This is a genomic window from Actinomadura meyerae, from assembly GCF_900188445.1.
GTDB lineage: Bacteria > Actinomycetota > Actinomycetes > Streptosporangiales > Streptosporangiaceae > Spirillospora > Spirillospora meyerae.
Genome location: NZ_FZOR01000003.1, coordinates 237,525 through 255,973 on the forward strand (window position 1 = coordinate 237,525; position 18,449 = coordinate 255,973).

Below are 18,449 nucleotides of genomic sequence, written 5' to 3' on the forward strand. Positions count from 1 at the left end.
GCGACCGCGGCCGTCACGGCTTTCTTCAAGTATCAGGCAAAGTACCCAGAAACGATAGGGATATTTGTCCTGACGGTGCCTTCACTGGAATTCTGACCGCGATGTCGTCCACGAGTCACTGGACAATCCCGCCGACCGGTCGCGTCACCGCGGACCGGGGGCGTCGCGGTGCAGCACGATGTAGCCGGACCGCCGGAACACCGTCCGGTAGCCCGCGTCCTCCAGCCCGGCGACCCGCCGCCGCTGCTCGGCGACCGACGGGAACGGGAACTCCAGCCGCCCGACGTAGGCCACCACCCAGGGCGCGCCGCGCGAGTGCTCGTCCCACAGCAGGACGCGGGCGCGGGACGTCAGCGCGGGCCCGACGCCGTTGGCCGCCTCGACGAGCGCGCCGTCGGGGACCACGGCGGCCGCCGCCGCGGCGGCGCGGGCGCGCTCGTTCTGCCGCCACAGCGCCGGGTCGGCCAGGTGCCGGTAGGCGAAGAACGGCACGCAGACGAGCGTCGCGGCCAGCACGCCCGCCATCGGCAGGACGGGCGGGACGCGCCGCGCCCTCCCCGGCAGGCCGCGCAGCCGCGCCGCTCCGTCCGCCGCCGCGAGGACGAGCACGGCGATGACGAAGGCGTTGTAGTGGTAGTGCGGCTCCCACCAGTTGGGGAAGCTGCTCGCGAGCATCCGCTCGGCGAGCAGCGGCACGGCGGTGAGGGTCAGCGGGGACGCCAGCGGCAGCAGGAGCAGCGGCAGGACGACCAGCGCCATCGTCAGCACCTTCTGCGGCGGGTCGACCAGCACGGCGGCGACCTCCCACGGATGGGTGAGGGCGTGGGCGGCGGCGTGCGGCACGTCGTGGCCGAGCGCCCCGTACGCCCAGTAGTAGCCGTTGTCACCGCCGAAAGCCGAGATGAGCACCTGGGAACTGAGCCACGTGGCGCACACCCCGACGACGGCGTAGGCGAGACCGGCCCGCCGGTCGCCGCGGGGCAGCAGGTCGCGCAGCCGCCGCCGCTCACCGTCCGGCTCGTCGGGCCGGGTCAGCAGGTAGAGGCCGAAGCCCGTCAGCAGGAGCCCCATGTCCTCCTTGACGAGCAGCAGCGCGGCCGCCGCGACCGCCGCGTGGCCGCGCCGCCCGGCGTCGTACCGCTCGACCAGCAGCGCCGACAGCAGCGGGACGAACGCGACCTCGTGGAAGTCGAACGCGAGCGCCTCGGCGATCGGCCAGGACAGCGCGTAGGCGGCCGAGGCGCAGTACGCGGCGCCGGCGCCGAGCCTGCGCTCGGTGTACCGCCAGATCGGCCAGATCGCGAGCGCGAGCAGGACGGCCTGCGCGACGAGCAGCGTCTCGGGACCGTCGTGGATCCAGTAGAGCGGCGCGAGCAGCGCGAGGATCGGCGAGAAGTGGTCGCCGAGGACGGAGAAGTCCGGCCCGAAGCCGTTGTGGACGCCCTTCACCATCGCGACCGGCAGGTCGAACCGGCTGTAGGAGCGGACCGCCTGGTCGAAGATCACCAGGTCGTAGCTGCCGGTCCGGAAGGCGCGCAGCCGCATCAGCGCGTAGGCCGCGTACAGCAGCGCGCTCGCCGCGGCCAGCGCGGCGAGCGGCAGCCGGGGGCGGCGCCGGGCGCCTCCCCCGGTGCCGGCCGGAACCTTCCCGACGGGTTCCTGCGCGACGACGACCTCGGCCACGCGCCGGACGCTATCACCGGTCCGGCGCGCGGCCGGGTTCCGGCCCGCGCGTTTGCCCCGGCCGGCGCGGGTCCATGACCGCGCCTTTCCCGGAGGGCGGGGCCGCTACGCCGCGATGCGGCGGGTCGCCGGAAGCCGCGCGGAGGACGTCGCCCCGGCGACGAGCGCGACGATCAGCGGGATGCCGGCGCCGACGGCGAGGAGCAGCGTCCACGGGATGTCGAGGATCACCCCGTGCGCCGCCGCGCCGGTCGTCTCGACCTCGCCGGTGAGCGGGTACGCCACCGCGATGCCGGGGACGAGCCCGCCGGCGATGCCGAGCCAGCAGCCGAGCGCGGCGATGAACGCGGCCCGCCCCATGGCCAGCAGCCTCCGGGTGCGCGGCCGGGCGCCCACCGCGCCGAGCGTCGCGAGGTCGGGCCTGGCGTCGGCGGAGGCCAGGCCGGTGGCGATCAGCGCCCCGCCGAGCGCGAGCACGCCCGCCGCCGCGGCCAGCACCAGCGCGACCTTGCCGAACGACCCGGTGAAGCCGCGCTCGACGTAGACGGACCCGTCGTCCCGGGTGAAGGAGTCGAGCGTCCTGTCGAGGCGGGCCTGCTCGGCCCGGGTGACGCGGTGGTCGGCGCGGTCGACGGCGAACGCCTCCGTCCGGACGGGCAGCCCGATCTTCGCCGCGGCCGCGGGCGGGACGATGGCCCGCACGTGGGGGTCGCCGGGCGCGGCGACGGCCGGCAGGTCGGCGATCGTCCGGAGCGTGTGCTCCTCGTCGTCGGCCCAGTAGGACACCTTGGCCGTGGTCGTCCCCCCGGCCGGGGGCTTGGCGCGGAACAGCACGATCTTGCCCGCCGCCAGCGCGGACGTCACGGCGGGGTCGTCGCGGCCGAGGACGAGCCGGGCCTCGCGGGCGCCGCCGACCACGTTGTCCATGAGGTCGAAGGCGGCGTTCTCGTCGTGCTCGGCGGCGAAGGTCACGGCGGGGCACCGCGACCAGTCACCGGTCGTGCAGACCCCCTCCGGCCCCGGAAGGGCCTTCAGCGTCAGGACGGGCACGCCGGGCAGGTCGCGCCGGACGGCGGCCCCGACCTCGTCCGCCCGGTCCAGCGGCGGCCGGATGACCGCCGAGCCCATGGGCACCTGCGCCTGGTACTCCACGCGCTCCTGCCGCAGGTCGCTGGCGCCCCCGATGGCCAGCGCGGTGATCCCGGCCACCGCCGCCGTGATCGCGGCGACCGCGGGCGCGGTGCGGGCCCGGTTGCGGGCGCCGTCCCGGACGGCGAGGCGCAGCGGCAGCGGCAGCACGTGCGCGACCCGCCCGGCCGCGCCGACGAGCCACGGGCAGGCGAGCACGAGCCCGATGATGATCGCGGCCGCGCCGATCGCGGCGCCGAACTCGCGCCACCTCCGCACGCCCTCCAGGCACAGCGCCGCGCCCGCGACGACCAGCACCGCGCCCGCGACCGGCCAGCCGCGGCGGCCCGGGGCGGGCGCCTCGCGGCGCTCGGCGAGGGCCGCGACGACGTCCATCCGGGCGGCCTGCGCGGCCGGGACGAGCGCGGCCAGCAGCCCGCTGCCCGCGCCCAGCAGCACGGTCGCGGCGAGCACCGGCCACGGCACGGTGAACGGGCCGAGCGGGTCCTCTCCCCTGGCCTCGGCGATCCACTTGACGGCGGCCGCCGCGGCGACGCCGAGCACGGCTCCGCCCACCGCCGCGGACCCGCCGAGGAGGACGCCGCTCGCCAGCACGACGGCGCGCAGGTGCCGGCCCGCGCCGCCCGCCGACGCGATGAGGGCGAGGTCGCGGCGGCGGCGCCGGACGTCCACCGCGAACGCCGGGCCGGCCAGCAGCACGACCTCCAGCACCGCCATGGCGACGATCAGCGCCAGCACGCCGCTCTCGGCGGCCGAGCCGCCGCCGGGGCCGCCCGCGCCCTCCCCGGCCGCGGTCGTCGCCCGGAGCACCGCCACGGCGCTGACGACGGCGACGGGCAGCCCGACCATGCAGAGCACCAGCGCGGTGCGGCCCTTCGACCGCAGCGCGTCCTGCCGGGCGAGCCGGAAGGCGAATCGGTAGCCGGTCATGTCGTCTCCTGCAGCAGGGTCTCGGGGCCGGTGCGGCCGGGGGTGGAGTCGACGAGCCGGCCGTCGCGCAGGAACACGACCCGGTCGGCCCAGGCGGCGTGCCGCGACTCGTGCGTGACCATCAGGCAGGACGCGCCCGCGTCGCAGCGGCCGCGCAGCACCCGCATGACGTCCTCGCCGGTGCGGCTGTCGAGCGCGCCGGTCGGCTCGTCGGCGAGGACGAGCCGCCGCTCGCCGACCAGCGCCCGCGCTATCGCGACGCGCTGCTGCTGGCCGCCGGACATCTCGTCGGGGTACCGGTCGGCGAGGTCGGCGACGCCCACCTCCTCCAGCGCGCGCAGCGCCTCGCGGCGGGCCTTGCGGGCGCGGACTCCGTCCAGCTCGCGCGGCAGCATCGCGTTCTCGGCGGCGGTCAGGCTGGGGATGAGGTTGAGGTCCTGGAAGACGTAGCCGACGGCGCGGCGGCGCAGCGCCGAGCGGGCGGCGCGGCCGAGCGCGCCGATGTCGGCGCCGTCCACCAGGACCTGGCCGGACGTCGGGGTGTCGAGCCCGCCGGCGAGCGTCAGCAGGGTCGACTTGCCGGAGCCGGACGGGCCCATCACCGCGACGAACTCGCCCTCGGCGACGTCCAGCGTCACCCCGGCGAGGGCGTGCACGAGGGCCGCGCCGCGGCCGTGGTCGCGGGAGACGTCCCGCAGCGAGAGGGCGGTCATCGCCGCGCCCCCTTCCCGGACCGCTCCGGCGCCTCGGCGGGCTCGGCGGCCGGGGCGGCGGGGGCGGGCGCGGCGGACGGCTCGGCGCGGGCGACGTAGGACTCGCAGTGGTCCAGCCAGCGCACCTCGGCCTCCGCCTGGAAGATCATGGACTCCAGCACCAGCCGCCACGCGCGGTCGCCCTGGTCGGTGGGGACGGCCGGCGCGTCGGCCTTCAGCCGGGTGAGGTCCTGGAGGGCGCGCAGCGTGGCGGTGCGCTGCGCCTGGACGACGGCGGCGACGTCCACGCCGGGCGTGGTGACGGCCATCGCCAGCTTGATCGCCAGTTCGTCGCGGGGGCGGTCGGCTCGCACCAGCGGGGTGGCGAACCACCGCCGGACGTCGGCCTCGCCCGCCGGGGTGATCCGGTAGACGAACCGCCCCTCGTCGTCGGCGCCGACGCGCGTGACGAGTTCGTCGCGTTCGAGGCGGGAGAGGGTGGAGTAGACCTGGCCGATGTTGAGCGGCCAGGTGCCGCCGGTGGAGGACTCGAATTCGGCGCGCAGCTGGTAGCCGTAGCGGGGCCCCTGGGACAGCAGTGCCAGCAGGCCGTGACGGATCGACATGCCTACCAAGTATGCATACCGCGTATCCCTAAGGCAATACCGAGTATGCATCCCGGAGGACACACCACCGCGATTTCACTGTGAGCGACCGCGCGGACCCTTAACGTGACCGATGTCCCCGGCCGATCAGGAGAGACCCGTGACCTCGGACTGCACCATCAGCGTCCTGCGCGACGTGCTGCGCCTGTACGACCAGCGCTATCTGAGCCTCGACCGCGTCCAGCGGGAGCGGCTCGTGGAGGGCACCCGCCACGTCATCGGCGAGGAGGGGCTGAGCGAGGCCGCCCGCGCGGCGATGCCCGCGTCGGCGCGGCTCCGCGCGTTCTGCATCCAGCACGGCCTGCGCGAGGAGCTGGAGCGGCTGATCCGGGACGAGGTGGAGGGCAGCCCGGCGGGCGCCGTGGTGGTCGGCGGCCGGATCTACGCGATGTACCCCTACCTGCGCGGCGTCCCCCGGCAGGACGCCGACATCACCACCGAGGTCGGCGTCGAGCACCGGCTCGACCAGGTCGCCTGGCAGGGCCGCAAGGTCCGCGTCCGCGGCGTCGCGGCGCTCCAGCGCGTCGAGACCAACCACACCGCGGTCGACCTCATCCTGCGCGAGCGGACGTCCGGCGTCGAGCACGGCTTCCCCGCCGAGCCCCGCCCGGACGGCGCCCGCGGGTTCGAGGCCGTCGCCGACCCCGCCGCCGTCGCGCCCGGCCGCTGGGACGTGCACGTCGCGGCGACCGCGCTCGGCGTCACCCGCGAGGCGCGCTTCGGCTCCGTCCGCGCCGAGGGCGTGCGGACCGGCCCGCAGCGCCGGGCGGCGGGCGCGAAGGACGTCGCGGTCTACTTCACCAGGGGCGGCCACCTGGCGCTCTACGTCAGCGGCGGCGACGGCGGCGGCACCTCGCTGCGGGCCCGGCTGCTCCGCCGGTTCGGCCTCTGAGCCCCCGGCTCCGAGCCCCGGCCGGCGCCCGGAGACGGCGGAGGCGCTGAGACGGCGGAGGCGCGGAGGCGGTCCGCCCCCGCGCCTCCGGCGCACCGCTCAGTCGTTGAGCCAGCTCATCATCGGGCGCAGCTCGGCGCCCGTCTTCTCGATCGGGTGCTCGGCCAGCTCCTCGCGGTACTGCTGGAACTGCTTCTGGCCGCCCTCGAACTCGTCCACCAGCTCCTTGGCGTACTGCCCGGACTGGATCTCGCCGAGGATCTTCTTCATCGCGGCCTTGGTCTCCGGCGTGATCACGCGCGGGCCGCGGCTGTAGCCGCCGTACTCGGCGTTGTCGGACACCGACCAGTACATCTTGGAGATGCCGCCCTCGTACATGAGGTCCACGATCAGCTTCATCTCGTGCAGGACCTCGAAGTAGGCGACCTCCGGCTGGTAGCCGGCCTCGGTCAGCACCTCGAACCCGGTCTTGATCAGCTCGGAGACGCCGCCGCACAGCACGGACTGCTCGCCGAACAGGTCGGTCTCGGTCTCCTCGGTGAAGGTGGTCTTGATGCCGCCCGCGCGCAGGCCGCCGATCGCCTTGGCGTAGGACAGGGCCAGCGGCCAGGCGTTGCCCGACGGGTCCTTCTCTACCGCCACGATCACCGGCACGCCTCGCCCGGCGACGAACTGGCGGCGGACAAGGTGCCCCGGGCCCTTCGGCGCGACCATCGCCACGTCCACGCCCTCCGGCGGCTGGACGAGGTCGTAGCGGATGCTGAAGCCGTGCCCGAAGAACAGCGCGTCGCCCTCGACGAGGGCCGGCTTGATGTCCTTCTCGAAGATCTCCCGGTGGTGGTGGTCCGGGGCCAGCAGCATGATGAGGTCGGCCTCCTCGGCCGCCTCCGCCGGGGTGACGACGCGCAGGCCCTCGGCCTCCGCCTTCTCCCGGCTGGCCGACCCCTCGCGGAGCCCGACCCGGACGTCCACGCCGGAGTCGCGCAGGGAGAGCGCGTGCGCGTGCCCCTGGCTGCCGTAGCCGATGATCGCCACGTGCCGGCCCTGGATCACGCTCAGGTCGGCGGCGTCGTCGTAGAACATCTCAGCCACAGTGCTGTCGCCTTTCGTTGTATCTGTGTTGGTCTGCCGGCGCGCGGGGCGGGGCCCCGCGCGGGCTACGCGCTGCGCTCGATCGCCCGGAGCGAGCGGTCGGTGATGGACCGGGCGCCGCGGCCGATGGCCACCATGCCCGACTGCACCAGCTCCTTGATGCCGAACGGCTCCAGGACCCGGATGAACGCGTCCAGCTTGTCGCGGTTGCCGGTCGCCTCGATCGTGACCGCGTCCGGCGCGACGTCCACCACCTTGGCACGGAACAGGTTGACGGTCTCCAGCACCTGCGAGCGCGTCTCCGCGTCCGCCCGCACCTTGACCAGCACCAGCTCGCGCTGGACCGACGCCCCCGGGTCCAGTTCGACGATCTTCAGCACGTTGATCAGCTTGTTGAGCTGCTTGGTGACCTGCTCGAGCGGCAGGTCGGCGACGTTGACCACGATCGTCATCCGGGAGATGTCCGGGTGCTCGGTGACGCCGACCGCGAGCGACTCGATGTTGAATCCGCGCCGGGAGAACAGCGCCGCGACCCTGGCCAGGATGCCGGGCTTGTTCTCCACCAGCACCGAGAGGGTGTGCAGGCTCATCGGGGTCAGTCTCCGTTCTCCCACTCGGGCGCCATGTCCCGCGCGATCTTGATGTCGTCGTTGGTGGTGCCGGCCGCGACCATCGGCCAGACCATGGCGTCCTCGTGCACGACGAAGTCGATCACGACGGGCGCGTCGTTGATCTCCATGGCCTTGGCGATGACCTCGTCGACGTCCTCGGCCCGGTCGCAGCGCAGGCCGACACAACCGTACGCCTCGGCCAGCTTGACGAAGTCGGGGATCCGCTTCTCGGCGTGCTCGGCCTGCGGCTTGAGGCCGGTGTTGGAGTAGCGCTCGTTGTAGAAGAGCGTCTGCCACTGCCGGACCATGCCGAGGTTGCCGTTGTTGATGATCGCGACCTTCACCGGGATGCCCTCGATCGCGCAGGTCGCGAGCTCCTGGTTGGTCATCTGGAAGCAGCCGTCGCCGTCGATGGCCCACACCGTCGCGTCCGGCGCGCCCGCCTTGGCGCCCATCGCCGCCGGGACGGCGTAGCCCATCGTCCCGGCGCCGCCGGAGTTCAGGAACGCGCCCGGCCGCTCGTACTTGATGAACTGCGCGGCCCACATCTGGTGCTGGCCGACGCCCGCGACGTAGTAGGCGTCCGGCCCGGCGATCGCCCCGATCCGCTCGATGACGTACTGCGGGGACAGCGAGCCGTCGGCCGGCGTGTCGTAGCCCAGCGGGTAGGTCTCCCGCCACGCGTCCAGCTGCCGCCACCAGTCGGTGTAGTCGCCCTTGCGGCCCTGCTCGTGCTCGTTCTGCACGGCGACGATCAGGTCGGCGATGACCTCGCGGGCGTCCCCGACGATCGGGACGTCGGCGTGCCGGTTCTTGGAGATCTCCGCCGGGTCGATGTCGGCGTGCACGACCTTGGCGTGCGGCGCGAACCCGTCCAGCTTGCCGGTGACCCGGTCGTCGAAGCGGGCGCCGAGGGTGACCAGCAGGTCGGCCCGCTGGAGGGCGCCGACCGCGCCGACCGCGCCGTGCATGCCGGGCATGCCCATGTGCAGCGGGTGGCTGTCGGGCAGCGCGCCCTTGGCCATCAGCGTGGTGACGACGGGCGCGCCGGTCAGCTCGGCGAGCACCTTCAGCTCGGCGGACGCGCCGGCCTTCAGCACGCCGCCGCCGACGTACAGCACCGGGCGCTCGGCGTTCACGATGAGCCGTGCCGCCTCCCGGACCTGCTTGGAGTGCGGCCGGGTGACGGGCCGGTACCCGGGGAGCTGGAGCGCGACCGGCCACTCGAAGCCGACGGTGGCCTGCAGCGCGTCCTTGGCGATGTCGACCAGGACCGGTCCCGGCCGGCCGGTGCCCGCGATGTGGAACGCCTCGGCGATCGTCCGGGCGATGTCCGACGCCTTGGTCACCAGGAAGTTGTGCTTGGTGATCGGCATCGTGATGCCGGCGATGTCGGCCTCCTGGAAGCCGTCGGTCCCGATGAGGGACGACGCGACCTGGCCGGTGATCGCCACCATCGGCACCGAGTCCATGTAGGCGTCGGAGATCGCGGTGACGAGGTTGGTCGCGCCGGGCCCGCTGGTGGCCATGCAGACGCCCACCTTGCCGGTCACCATCGCGTAGCCCTGGGCCGCGTGCCCGGCGCCCTGCTCGTGCCGGACGAGCACGTGGCGGAGCTTCTTGGAGTCGAACAGCGGGTCGTAAGCCGGGAGGATCGCGCCGCCCGGGATGCCGAACACGGTGTCGACGCCGACGTTCTCCAGGGCGCGGACCAGCGCCTGGGCTCCCGTCATCTGTTCGGTGGTCATGATTCTGCGGTTCCTTGGGGAGTGAGTCTTGGCTCGCCGGGCAACAAAAAACCCCCGCCGCCGTGAAGCGGTCGAGGGGAGGCGCGCAGGACGAGAAGCTTGGTCAGCCCGCGCGCCGGCCAAGTACTACGAGGATGATGGAGGTGCTCTGCACGAGCCCACTTTCGCCGATGTCCGCCCCCCGGTCAAATCCGTGGACATTTTATCCCACTATCTGAGATAGCCGTGTCGCCCGTCACACCGTCCGCGCGGCGGGGGCGAGCCGCGCCGGGGGTCAGCCGGGCAGGGGCAGCGCGACGTCGCCGGGGCGGTCGCGCCCGCCGAGGTTCGTCCGCACCAGCGACTCGGCCCGCCCGGCGGCCATCGGGCGCGCCACGAGGAAGCCCTGGCCGCGCGGGCAGCCCATCTCCCGCAGCAGCTCCAGCTGCTCGGGCCGCTCGATGCCCTCCGCCACCACGGTCAGCCCGAGGTCGCTGCCGAGCCGGACGATCGTGCGGGTGAGCAGCGTCAGCGTCTCGTCCGCGCCGAGGCCCGCCACGAACGACGGGTCGATCTTGATGATGTCCACCGGGAGCTGGCCGAGGTAGGCCAGCGAGGCGTATCCGGTGCCGAAGTCGTCGATCGCCAGCCGGACGCCGAGGTCGCGCAGCTCCGACAGCCGCGCCACGTTCTGCCCGGCGTCCTCGACGAGGACCTCCTCGCGGACCTCCAGGGTGAGCGCGCTCGGCGCCAGCCCGGTCTCCTCCAGCACCGCCGCGACCGTCGCGGTGAACCGGGGCGCGGCGATCTGCCGGGCGGTGAAGTTTACCGACAGGCCGACGTCCCAGGAGTCGCGGCGCCAGCGGGCGACCTCGCGGCACGCCTCCCGCAGCACCCACTCGCCGAGCGGGACCATCAGGCCGGACTCCTCCGCCGGGCCGATGAACTCCTCCGGCGGCACCGCCTCGCTCCCCCGCCACCAGCGCAGCAGCGCCTCGACCCCGGTCACCCGGGACGTGGCGAGGTCCACCACCGGCTGGAACTCCACCGCGAACTGCTCCTCGGCGAGCGCCGTCTGCAGGTCGCTGCCGAGCTCCAGCCGCCGGACGACGTCGGCGTGCATGTGCGGCGCGTACACCTCGACGCGCCCGCCGCCCGCCTCCTTCGCGCGGGCCATCGCGAGATCGCCGTTGCGCAGCAGGTCGGCGGCGGAGCGGCGGACCCTGCGGCCCGCGTCGGCGGCGCCGGTCCCGGTGCCGGGCTCCTCCTCGTCCCCGGCGAAGGCGATGCCGAGGCTCGCGGTGAGCACGATGTGCTTGTCGCCGACCTGGTAGGGGTCGGCCGACAGGACGCGCAGGAGCCGCCCGGCGAGCTCGACCGTGGCGCGGGTCTCCCCGGCGTCCGGCGGGAGCTGCACGAGCACGGCGAACTCGTCGCCGCCCCACCGCGCCACCGTGTCGTCGGACAGGACGTTCGCGCGCAGCCGCCGCGCCGCCTGCGCGAGAACCTGGTCGCCGGCCGCGTGCCCCTCCGAGTCGTTCACCGCGGTGAACCCGTCGAGGTCGACGAAGACGACCGCCGCCTTCCCGCCGGACGGCTGCCGCGACAGCACCTCCCGCGTCCGCTCCTCGAAGTAGGCGCGGTTCGGCAGGCCCGTGAGGCCGTCGTGGAACGTCAGGTGCGCGACCTGCCGCTGGAGGGCCGCCTGCTCGCTCAGGTCGCGCGTCGTCACCAGCAGCCGGGCGGGCGTCCCGGCCGAGCCGCTGTAGCGCGAGACCGTCGACTCGGTCGGCAGCCAGGTGCCGTCGGCGGCGCGCACCCGGCACGACACGCGCAGCGCCTCGCCGGACCCGGCGTCGGCGGGCCGCTCCCCCAGGAACTCGATGAACACCGCCTGGACGCGCGGCAGGTCCTCCGGGTGGACGATCTCGCTCAGCGGGCGGCCGAGCAGCTCCTCGGAGGTGTAGTGGTACGTCCGCAGCGCGCCCGCGCTGGCGTACTGGACGGTCGCGTCCAGGTCGCAGATGAGGACCGCGTCGTTGATGCTCTCCGACAGCGCCCGGAAGTGCTCCTCGCCGGTGTCCACGGCGCGGCGCAGCGCCTCGTTCTCGTGCAGCAGCGCGGCGAGCCGGGCGATCAGCACCAGCGCGGCCGAGCCCGCGGCGATCGACACGCCGGGCTCCAGGCCGTTCTGGCCGGTGAGCGAGTGGCCGCCGATGAACAGCGCCGCGGCGGCGGCGATCGCGGCGGGCGCGATGCCGGGGCCGATCATGCGGCCGCGCTCCTCGCCGTCCACCTCGACGTCCGCGGGGATGTCGTCGACCGGCAGGTCCGGTCCGGCGGCCGGGCCGGTCCACGGCACCAGCAGCAGGAGCAGCAGCCCGGCGAGGCGGAGGATGTCGGACGGGTCGTCGGCCGGCCCGCCGCCGTCCAGCCGGACGAACGTGCTCACGACGTCGGCGGCGGCGATGGCGGCGAGCGCGCCGTACCCCATCCAGGCGAGCCGCCGGTGCCCGCGGGCCGCGCCGAGGACGAACGGCAGCGCGCCGCAGACGAACACGATGTCGATCAGCGGGTACAGCAGTTCCAGCAGGAACTCCTGCGGCGCCTCCCCCGACCGGTGGTACAGCGCGCCGAACAGGGCCACCCAGCCGAGCACGAACAGCGCGGACGCGCAGACGTAGGTGTCGGCCGCGTAGCGCAGCCAGGTGCCGGCGTCGCGCGGCAGCCGGATCGGCGCGACGAGGCCCGTGACCAGCGCCACCAGCGCGAACAGGTAGAACAGGTCGGGCACCGACAGCGACAGCGCGCTGCGCCCGGCGCCGTCCGCCAGGGCGCCGCCGAACGCGCCGACGAACCAGGACGCGGCGGCGATCCCGAACCAGCGCCACGACGCGCGCCAGAGCCCGCCCGGTGCGCCCGGCTCCGCCGGGACGCCGTCCGGGCGGCGGGACGACAGCAGCAGCGAGACGGCGGCGGCGCCCGCGGCGCCGGCCTCGGCCCACGCGATGAACGCCCGGCCGCCCCAGCCCAGCAGCGAACCGGTGGCGTACAGCACGCCGACGACGGCGGCCATGGCGACCGGCAGCGCGCGCGGCGGCATCCGCCTGGCGTAGTCGCCGCTCATCGCGCCGGTCCCTTCCTGCCCCCGGTGGGGCGTGTCGGCCCCCGCGGACGGTGGGCGCCGCACGCCGGGGAAGAGTGGGTCCACGACCCCCGCCGCTCGTACGGCGGCCGGAAGGTCGCGGATCGTGTCCCGCGCAGGGGTCCGCGCGGGCCGGTGGCGACCGGCCGGCCTGGGGGGAGCATGCCTGCCGGAGCACCTGCCGGAGATCAGCGACGTTGCTGCACTACGGGATCACCGTGTCGCTCACTGTACGTTCGGTAGGTCACGGAGCGATTGAGGCTGGGCGTCCTCCCGGCGACGAACGGCCTCGTCGGGCATCCGTTTGGGAGGTCCGAAATGGATCGTCACCGAATCGGAGGCTTGCCCTCGCATGACGCTCGGTGACGGGGAACGACCCGGCCGCCGGACGCGTACTACCTACGGCTACCTACGGGAGGCGTTCATGCGAGTGCACACGATCGTCCTGGTCTCGGCCGCGGTGCTCCTCGCGGGCTGCTCGTCCTCTTCGTCCGGCGGGGACGGCGACGGCGGCGCGCGCACATCACCGCCGGTTTCGTCCGCTTCGCCGTCCGGGACGGCCGGAGCGCGCGGCGAGCCGCGCACCGTCGCCGCCGATCTGGAGGTGCCGTGGGCGGTGGCGTTCCTGCCCGGCGGCGACGCCCTGGTGACCGAGCGGGACTCCGGCCGCGTGGTGCGGGTCTCGCCGTCCGGGCGGAAGACGGCCGCGGGCACGGTGCCCGGTGTGGAGGCGTCGGGCGAGGGCGGGCTACTGGGCGTGGCCGTGTCGCCGACGTACGCGTCCGACCACCTGGTGTACCTGTACTACACGGCCGCGACGGACAACCGTGTCGCCCGCGCCACCTATGACGGGCGCCTCGGTACACCCGAGCCGATCATCACCGGCATCCCGAAGGGCTCCAACCACAACGGCGGGCGGCTCGCGTTCGGCCCCGACAAGATGCTCTACGTCACCACCGGCGAGACCGGCGACGGCCCCCTCGCCCAGGACAGGAACTCCCTCGCCGGGAAGATCCTCCGCGTGACGCCCGACGGGAAGCCCGCGCCCGGCAACCCGTTCGGCAACCGCGTCTGGACGTACGGGCACCGCAACGTCCAGGGTCTCGCCTGGGACGACCGGGGCCGCCTCTACGCCACCGAGTTCGGGCAGAACCGCTTCGACGAGATCAACCTGATCCAGAAGGGCAAGAACTACGGCTGGCCCCAGGCGGAGGGCGACGAGGGCGGCGCCGGCTTCACCAAACCGCTGCTGACCTGGACGACCGACGAGGCGTCGCCGTCCGGGCTCGCCTACGCGGGCGGATCCCTGTGGGCGGCCGCGCTGCGCGGCGAACGCCTCTGGCAGGTCCCGCTGGACGACGGCAGGGCGGGCCGTCCGGTCGCGCACTTCCAAGACCGCTTCGGCCGCCTGCGCGCCGTCGCCGAGGCGCCCGACGGCACCCTCTGGGTGACGACCAGCAACCGCGACGGCCGCGGCGACCCCGCCTCCGACGACGACCGCGTCCTCAGCGTCCCCGCGAACTGACGGCGTCCCCGCGTACTGACCGGCCGCCGCCCCGCGCCCGGGCACGGGACGGCGGGCCGCTCGCGTCAGGACGCGCCGAGCTTCTCCAGGATGAGCTCGCGGGCGCGGCCGGCGTCGGCCTGGCCGCGGGTCGCCTTCATCACGGCGCCGACGAGGGCGCCGGCGGCGGCGACCTTGCCGGCGCGGATCTTGTCGGCCACGTCCGCGTTGCCGGCGATCACCTCGTCGATGACCGCGGACAGCTCCCCCTCGTCGCTGACGACCTTCAGGCCGCGCTTCGCGACGACCTCGTCCGGGGTGCCCTCGCCGGCGAGGACGCCCTCGAAGACCTTCCGGGCCAGCTTGTCGTTCAGCTCCCCGGCCGTGATCATCGCCTGCACCCGGGCGACCTGCTCCGGCGTGATCGGCAGGTCGGCCAGCTCGACGCCCTGCTCGGTGGCGCGCCGCGACAGCTCGTTCATCCACCACTTGCGGGCCGCGCCCGCGTCGGTGCCCTGCGCGACCGTCGCCTCGATGAGGTCGACCGCGCCGGCGTTGACGACATCGCGCAGCTCCAGGTCCGACAGGTTCCACTCGGCCTGGATGCGCCGCCGCCGCGCCGCCGGGAGCTCCGGCAGCGACGCGCGCAGCTCCGCCACCCAGTCCCGGGACGGCGCCATCGGCACCAGGTCGGGCTCGGGGAAGTAGCGGTAGTCCTGCGCCTCCTCCTTGCTGCGCCCGCTGGTGGTGCGGCCGGTGTCCTCGTGGAAGTGGCGGGTCTCCTGGACGATGCGGCCGCCGCCGTCCAGCACCGCGGCCTGCCGCTCGATCTCCGACCGGACGGCCCGCTCCACCGACCGCAGCGAGTTGACGTTCTTGGTCTCGGTGCGGGTGCCCCACTCCGACGCGCCGCGCGGCATCAGCGAGACGTTCACGTCGCAGCGCATCGAGCCCTGCTCCATGCGGACGTCGGACACGCCGAGCGACCGGACCAGCTCGCGCAGCTCGGTGGCGAACGCCCGCGCCACCAGCGGCGCCCGGTCGCCGGTCGCGACGATCGGCTTGGTGACGATCTCCACCAGCGGGATGCCGGCCCGGTTGTAGTCGACCAGCGAGTACTCGGCGCCGTGGATGCGCCCGGTCGTGCCGCCGACGTGCAGCGACTTGCCGGTGTCCTCCTCCATGTGGACGCGCTCGATCTCGATCCGGTACGTCTCGCCGTCGACCTCGACGTCCAGGTGGCCGTCCACGCACAGCGGCTCGTCGTACTGCGAGATCTGGAAGTTCTTCGGCATGTCCGGATAGAAGTAGTTCTTCCGGGCGAACCGGCACCACTCCACGATCTCGCAGTTCAGCGCCAGGCCGATCTTGATGATGCCCTCGATCGCCGCGCGGTTCGTCACCGGCAGCGCCCCCGGCAGGCCGAGGCACACCGGGCACACCTGCGTGTTCGGCTCCGCCCCGAACTCCGTCGGGCACCCGCAGAACATCTTCGACGCGGTGCCGAGCTCGATGTGCGTCTCGATCCCGAGGACCGGCTCGTACTTCGCCAGCGCCTCGTCGTAGTCCATCAGCGTCGGGGTGGTCACTTCGCCTCCACCAGTTCCGGGGCCTGCGCCAGCAGCGGGCCGCCCCAGCGCTCTTCCAGGGCCCGCTCGACGGCGGCGCCGACGCGGTAGACGCGGTCGTCGCCGAGGACGGGTGCCATGATCTGCAGGCCGACGGGCAGGCCGTCCGCCAGGCCGCACGGCACCGAGATCGCGGCGTTGCCGGTGAGGTTCGCCGGGATGGTGCACAGGTCGGCCCGGTACATCGCGATCGGGTCGTCGGCGCGCTCCCCGACGGGGAACGCCGTGGTCGGCGTGGTCGGCGAGACCAGCACGTCCACCTGCTCGAACGCCGCCTCGAAGTCGCGCTTGACCAGCGTGCGGACCTGCTGCGCCTTGCCGTAGTAGGCGTCGTAGTAGCCGGACGACAGCGCGTAGGTGCCGAGCATGATGCGCCGCTTGACCTCGGCCCCGAAGCCCTCGGCGCGGGTCAGCGCCATCACCTCCTCGGCGCTGCGGGTGCCGTCGTCGCCGACGCGCAGGCCGTACCGCATGGCGTCGAAGCGCGCCAGGTTGGACGAGCACTCCGACGGCGCGATGAGGTAGTAGGCGGACAGCGCGTACTCGAAGTGCGGGCAGGACACCTCGACGACCTTCGCGCCGAGCGACTCCAGCAGCTCGACCGCCTCGTTGAACCGGGCGGTCACGCCGGGCTGGTAGCCGTCGCCGGCGAACTCCCGGACGACGCCGACCCGCAACCCGTTGACGTCGGCCCGGCGCGCGGCCTCCACGACCGGCGGGACGGGCCGGCTCACCGAGGTCGAGTCCATCGGGTCGTGGCCGCTGAACGCCTCGTGCAGCAGCGCCGCGTCGAGCACGTTCCGGGCGAACGGGCCCGGCGTGTCGAGCGAGGACGCGAACGCGATCACGCCGTACCGGGAGGAGCCGCCGTAGGTCGGCTTCATGCCCACGATGCCGGTGACGGCGGCGGGCTGCCGGATGGAGCCGCCGGTGTCGGTGCCGGTCGACAGCGGCGCCTCGTACGCGGCGACCGCCGCCGAGGACCCGCCGGACGAGCCGCCCGGGACGCGGTCGAGGTCCCACGGGTTGCGGGACACGCCGTAGGCGCTGTTCTCGGTGGACGAGCCCATCGCGAACTCGTCCATGTTCGTCTTGCCGAGGATCACCAGGCCGGCCCGCCGCAGCCGCGCCGTCACGGTCGCGTCGTAGGGCGGCCTCCAGCCCTCGAGGATCTTGGACCCCGCGGTGGTGGGCATGTCCTCGGTGGTGAAGACGTCCTTGTGCGCGATCGGGACGCCGGCCAGCGGGCCGAGCTCCTCCCCCGCCGCGCGCCGCTCGTCCACCCGCCGCGCCTGCGCCAGCGTCGTCTCGCGGTCGACGTGCAGGAACGCGTTGATCTGCCCGTCCACGGAGGCGATGCGGTCGAGGTGCGCCTCGGCCACCTCGACGGCCGACGCCTCGCCCGCGGCGATCAGCTCGCCGAGCTCCGCCGCGCCCTTCCTGACCAGTTCGCTCATCCGCTCACGCCTCCTCGTCCAGGATCCGCGGGACGCGGAAGCGCTGCTCCTCGGCCGCCGGCGCGCCGGACAGCGCCTGCTCGGGGGTGAGGCACGGGCGTACCTCGTCCTCCCGGTAGACGTTGGTGAGCGGGAGCGCGTGCGAGGTGGGCGGGATGTCCTGCGCCGCGACCTCCTGCACCCGCGCGACCGCGGAGATGATCTGGTCGAGCTGGGCGGCGAGACGGTCGAGCTCATCGTCGCCGAGCGCCAGCCGGGACAGCCGGGCGAGGTGGGATACCTCGTCACGGGTGATGGCGGACATGATGGAAACCGTTCCTGCGATGAAGTGGGTTCGCCCGCCATCCTATGGGCCGCACCCGCTCCACCCGACCGATATACGGCCCCGGCGGGCCGCCACCTCCGCGCCGGAGGCGCCTGCCCCGTGATGGCTGTTTGTTTAGCTTCGCCTGAATGGGAACGCTCTGGTCGTCCACCCCCGGGACGACGGAAGGAGACCGCCGTGACCATCGGCGGCAGCATCGCCCTCATCATCATCGGCGCGATCCTCGCTTACGCGGTCGACTACGACCTCAGCGGCATCGACATCCGGCTGGTCGGCGTGATCCTGATGGTCGGCGGCCTGATCGGCCTCGTCATCGGCATCGTCCGGATCGTGTCCGCCCGCCGCGCGGTCGACCGCCGGCCGCCCCCGGCGGCCGTCCGCGAGGAGCACTACTACCAGGACGACTACCCGCCCCACCGCCCCTACTGATCAGCGGTGCGGCGGGTACTGCGGCGGCACGGCGCCGCTCTGCTGGTAGGCCCCCTGCTGCTGGTAGGGAAGGGACACCGGCTTCGGCGGCCCCGGCCGCATGCCCGCCAGCGCGGCCGCGGCGATGACCGCGCACGACAGCATGGCGAAGCCGCACCCGATCGTGCCGGCGAGATCCGACGCCTTGAAGTCCTCCGCGGTCGCGTAGTCCATGATCCCGAAGAACATGATCCCCATGCCCAGTAACCCGAGGCCGAGGATCACTCCACGCGCGGCGTTGTTCATGCCGGGAGCGTAGCCGCCGCCCGAACCGACCGTAAGACAATCTGTCAGAAACAACACCAAGCCGGTACCGGGCCCCTGGCTCCCAGACCAACAACCCCAGCCCCCAACCACGGGTCGGGCGGCCGGAGGGCGCCCAGCGCCCGGAGGCCGCACGACCCGCCGAGCCGGGCGACCGCAGCGACACGCCACCAACCCGCACGGTCACAACAACCGAAACCGTGGCGTGAGGATCGAC

15 protein-coding genes are annotated in these 18,449 nt (G+C 73.9%); 3 read left to right on the plus strand and 12 right to left on the minus strand.

What is annotated here, in order from left to right:
- Positions 1-144: 144 nt before the first annotated feature.
- The 4 genes from CHF16_RS05815 to CHF16_RS05830 all read right to left on the minus strand — a co-directional run bounded on the left by CHF16_RS05815 (position 145) and on the right by CHF16_RS05830 (position 5,080).
- A complete protein-coding gene (locus CHF16_RS05815; protein WP_089324843.1) occupies positions 145-1,683 on the minus strand; it encodes a DUF2079 domain-containing protein in 1,539 nt (512 codons plus the stop codon).
- A 105-nt stretch (positions 1,684-1,788) separates the two neighbouring features.
- Positions 1,789-3,762 (minus strand): FtsX-like permease family protein, encoded by a 1,974-nt coding sequence (locus CHF16_RS05820; RefSeq protein ID WP_089324844.1) that lies wholly within the window; start codon positions 3,760-3,762, stop codon positions 1,789-1,791.
- Complete coding sequence (locus CHF16_RS05825) at positions 3,759-4,475, minus strand: ABC transporter ATP-binding protein (RefSeq protein ID WP_089324845.1); 717 nt, start codon at positions 4,473-4,475, stop codon at positions 3,759-3,761. The genes CHF16_RS05820 and CHF16_RS05825 overlap by 4 nt, the downstream gene beginning before the upstream one ends.
- Positions 4,472-5,080, minus strand: a complete 609-nt coding sequence (locus CHF16_RS05830; protein WP_089324846.1) for a PadR family transcriptional regulator — start codon at positions 5,078-5,080, stop codon at positions 4,472-4,474. Before CHF16_RS05830 ends, CHF16_RS05825 begins: the two co-directional genes overlap by 4 nt.
- Positions 5,081-5,219: 139 nt before the next feature.
- On the opposite strand from CHF16_RS05830, the gene CHF16_RS05835 reads away from it, so the two are divergent.
- The gene (locus CHF16_RS05835) at positions 5,220-6,011 is read left to right on the plus strand and encodes a hypothetical protein (RefSeq protein WP_089324847.1); all 792 of its coding nucleotides are present in this window, start codon (positions 5,220-5,222) and stop codon (positions 6,009-6,011) included.
- A 99-nt stretch (positions 6,012-6,110) separates the two neighbouring features.
- Here CHF16_RS05835 and ilvC read toward each other — a convergent pair whose 3' ends face one another.
- The 4 genes from ilvC to CHF16_RS05855 all read right to left on the minus strand — a co-directional run bounded on the left by ilvC (position 6,111) and on the right by CHF16_RS05855 (position 12,568).
- On the minus strand, positions 6,111-7,094 hold the full coding sequence (ilvC, locus tag CHF16_RS05840) for a ketol-acid reductoisomerase (protein ID WP_089324848.1): 984 nt from the start codon (positions 7,092-7,094) through the stop codon (positions 6,111-6,113).
- Between the two features lie 74 nt (positions 7,095-7,168).
- Positions 7,169-7,693: an acetolactate synthase small subunit gene (gene ilvN / locus CHF16_RS05845; protein ID WP_089324849.1), complete on the minus strand. Its 525-nt coding sequence runs from the start codon at positions 7,691-7,693 to the stop codon at positions 7,169-7,171.
- Positions 7,694-7,698: 5 nt separating this feature from the next.
- Positions 7,699-9,585: an acetolactate synthase large subunit gene (locus CHF16_RS05850; protein ID WP_281259323.1), complete on the minus strand. Its 1,887-nt coding sequence runs from the start codon at positions 9,583-9,585 to the stop codon at positions 7,699-7,701.
- A 151-nt stretch (positions 9,586-9,736) separates the two neighbouring features.
- Positions 9,737-12,568 carry a putative bifunctional diguanylate cyclase/phosphodiesterase gene (locus CHF16_RS05855; protein WP_089324851.1) on the minus strand — a complete coding sequence of 944 codons (2,832 nt, stop codon included), beginning with the start codon at positions 12,566-12,568 and terminating at the stop codon, positions 9,737-9,739.
- 442 nt (positions 12,569-13,010) lie between these two features.
- On the opposite strand from CHF16_RS05855, the gene CHF16_RS05860 reads away from it, so the two are divergent.
- Positions 13,011-14,111, plus strand: a complete 1,101-nt coding sequence (locus CHF16_RS05860; protein ID WP_089324852.1) for a PQQ-dependent sugar dehydrogenase — start codon at positions 13,011-13,013, stop codon at positions 14,109-14,111.
- A 65-nt stretch (positions 14,112-14,176) separates the two neighbouring features.
- Here CHF16_RS05860 and gatB read toward each other — a convergent pair whose 3' ends face one another.
- The 3 genes from gatB to gatC are packed head-to-tail and all read right to left on the minus strand — an operon-like array spanning position 14,177 to position 17,479.
- On the minus strand, positions 14,177-15,661 hold the full coding sequence (gene gatB, locus CHF16_RS05865; protein WP_089324914.1) for an Asp-tRNA(Asn)/Glu-tRNA(Gln) amidotransferase subunit GatB: 1,485 nt from the start codon (positions 15,659-15,661) through the stop codon (positions 14,177-14,179).
- A gap of 14 nt (positions 15,662-15,675) precedes the next feature.
- Positions 15,676-17,175 (minus strand): Asp-tRNA(Asn)/Glu-tRNA(Gln) amidotransferase subunit GatA, encoded by a 1,500-nt coding sequence (gene gatA, locus CHF16_RS05870; protein WP_089324853.1) that lies wholly within the window; start codon positions 17,173-17,175, stop codon positions 15,676-15,678.
- Positions 17,176-17,179: 4 nt separating this feature from the next.
- Positions 17,180-17,479: an Asp-tRNA(Asn)/Glu-tRNA(Gln) amidotransferase subunit GatC gene (gene gatC / locus CHF16_RS05875; protein ID WP_089324854.1), complete on the minus strand. Its 300-nt coding sequence runs from the start codon at positions 17,477-17,479 to the stop codon at positions 17,180-17,182.
- A gap of 198 nt (positions 17,480-17,677) precedes the next feature.
- Between gatC and CHF16_RS05880 the strand changes: the two genes are divergently transcribed.
- Positions 17,678-17,929, plus strand: coding sequence for a DUF6458 family protein (locus CHF16_RS05880; protein ID WP_089324855.1), 252 nt, complete (start codon positions 17,678-17,680; stop codon positions 17,927-17,929).
- Here the strand turns inward: CHF16_RS05880 and CHF16_RS05885 are convergent, their stop codons facing one another.
- Positions 17,930-18,214, minus strand: a complete 285-nt coding sequence (locus CHF16_RS05885; protein ID WP_143227889.1) for a hypothetical protein — start codon at positions 18,212-18,214, stop codon at positions 17,930-17,932.
- Positions 18,215-18,449: the final 235 nt, after the last annotated feature.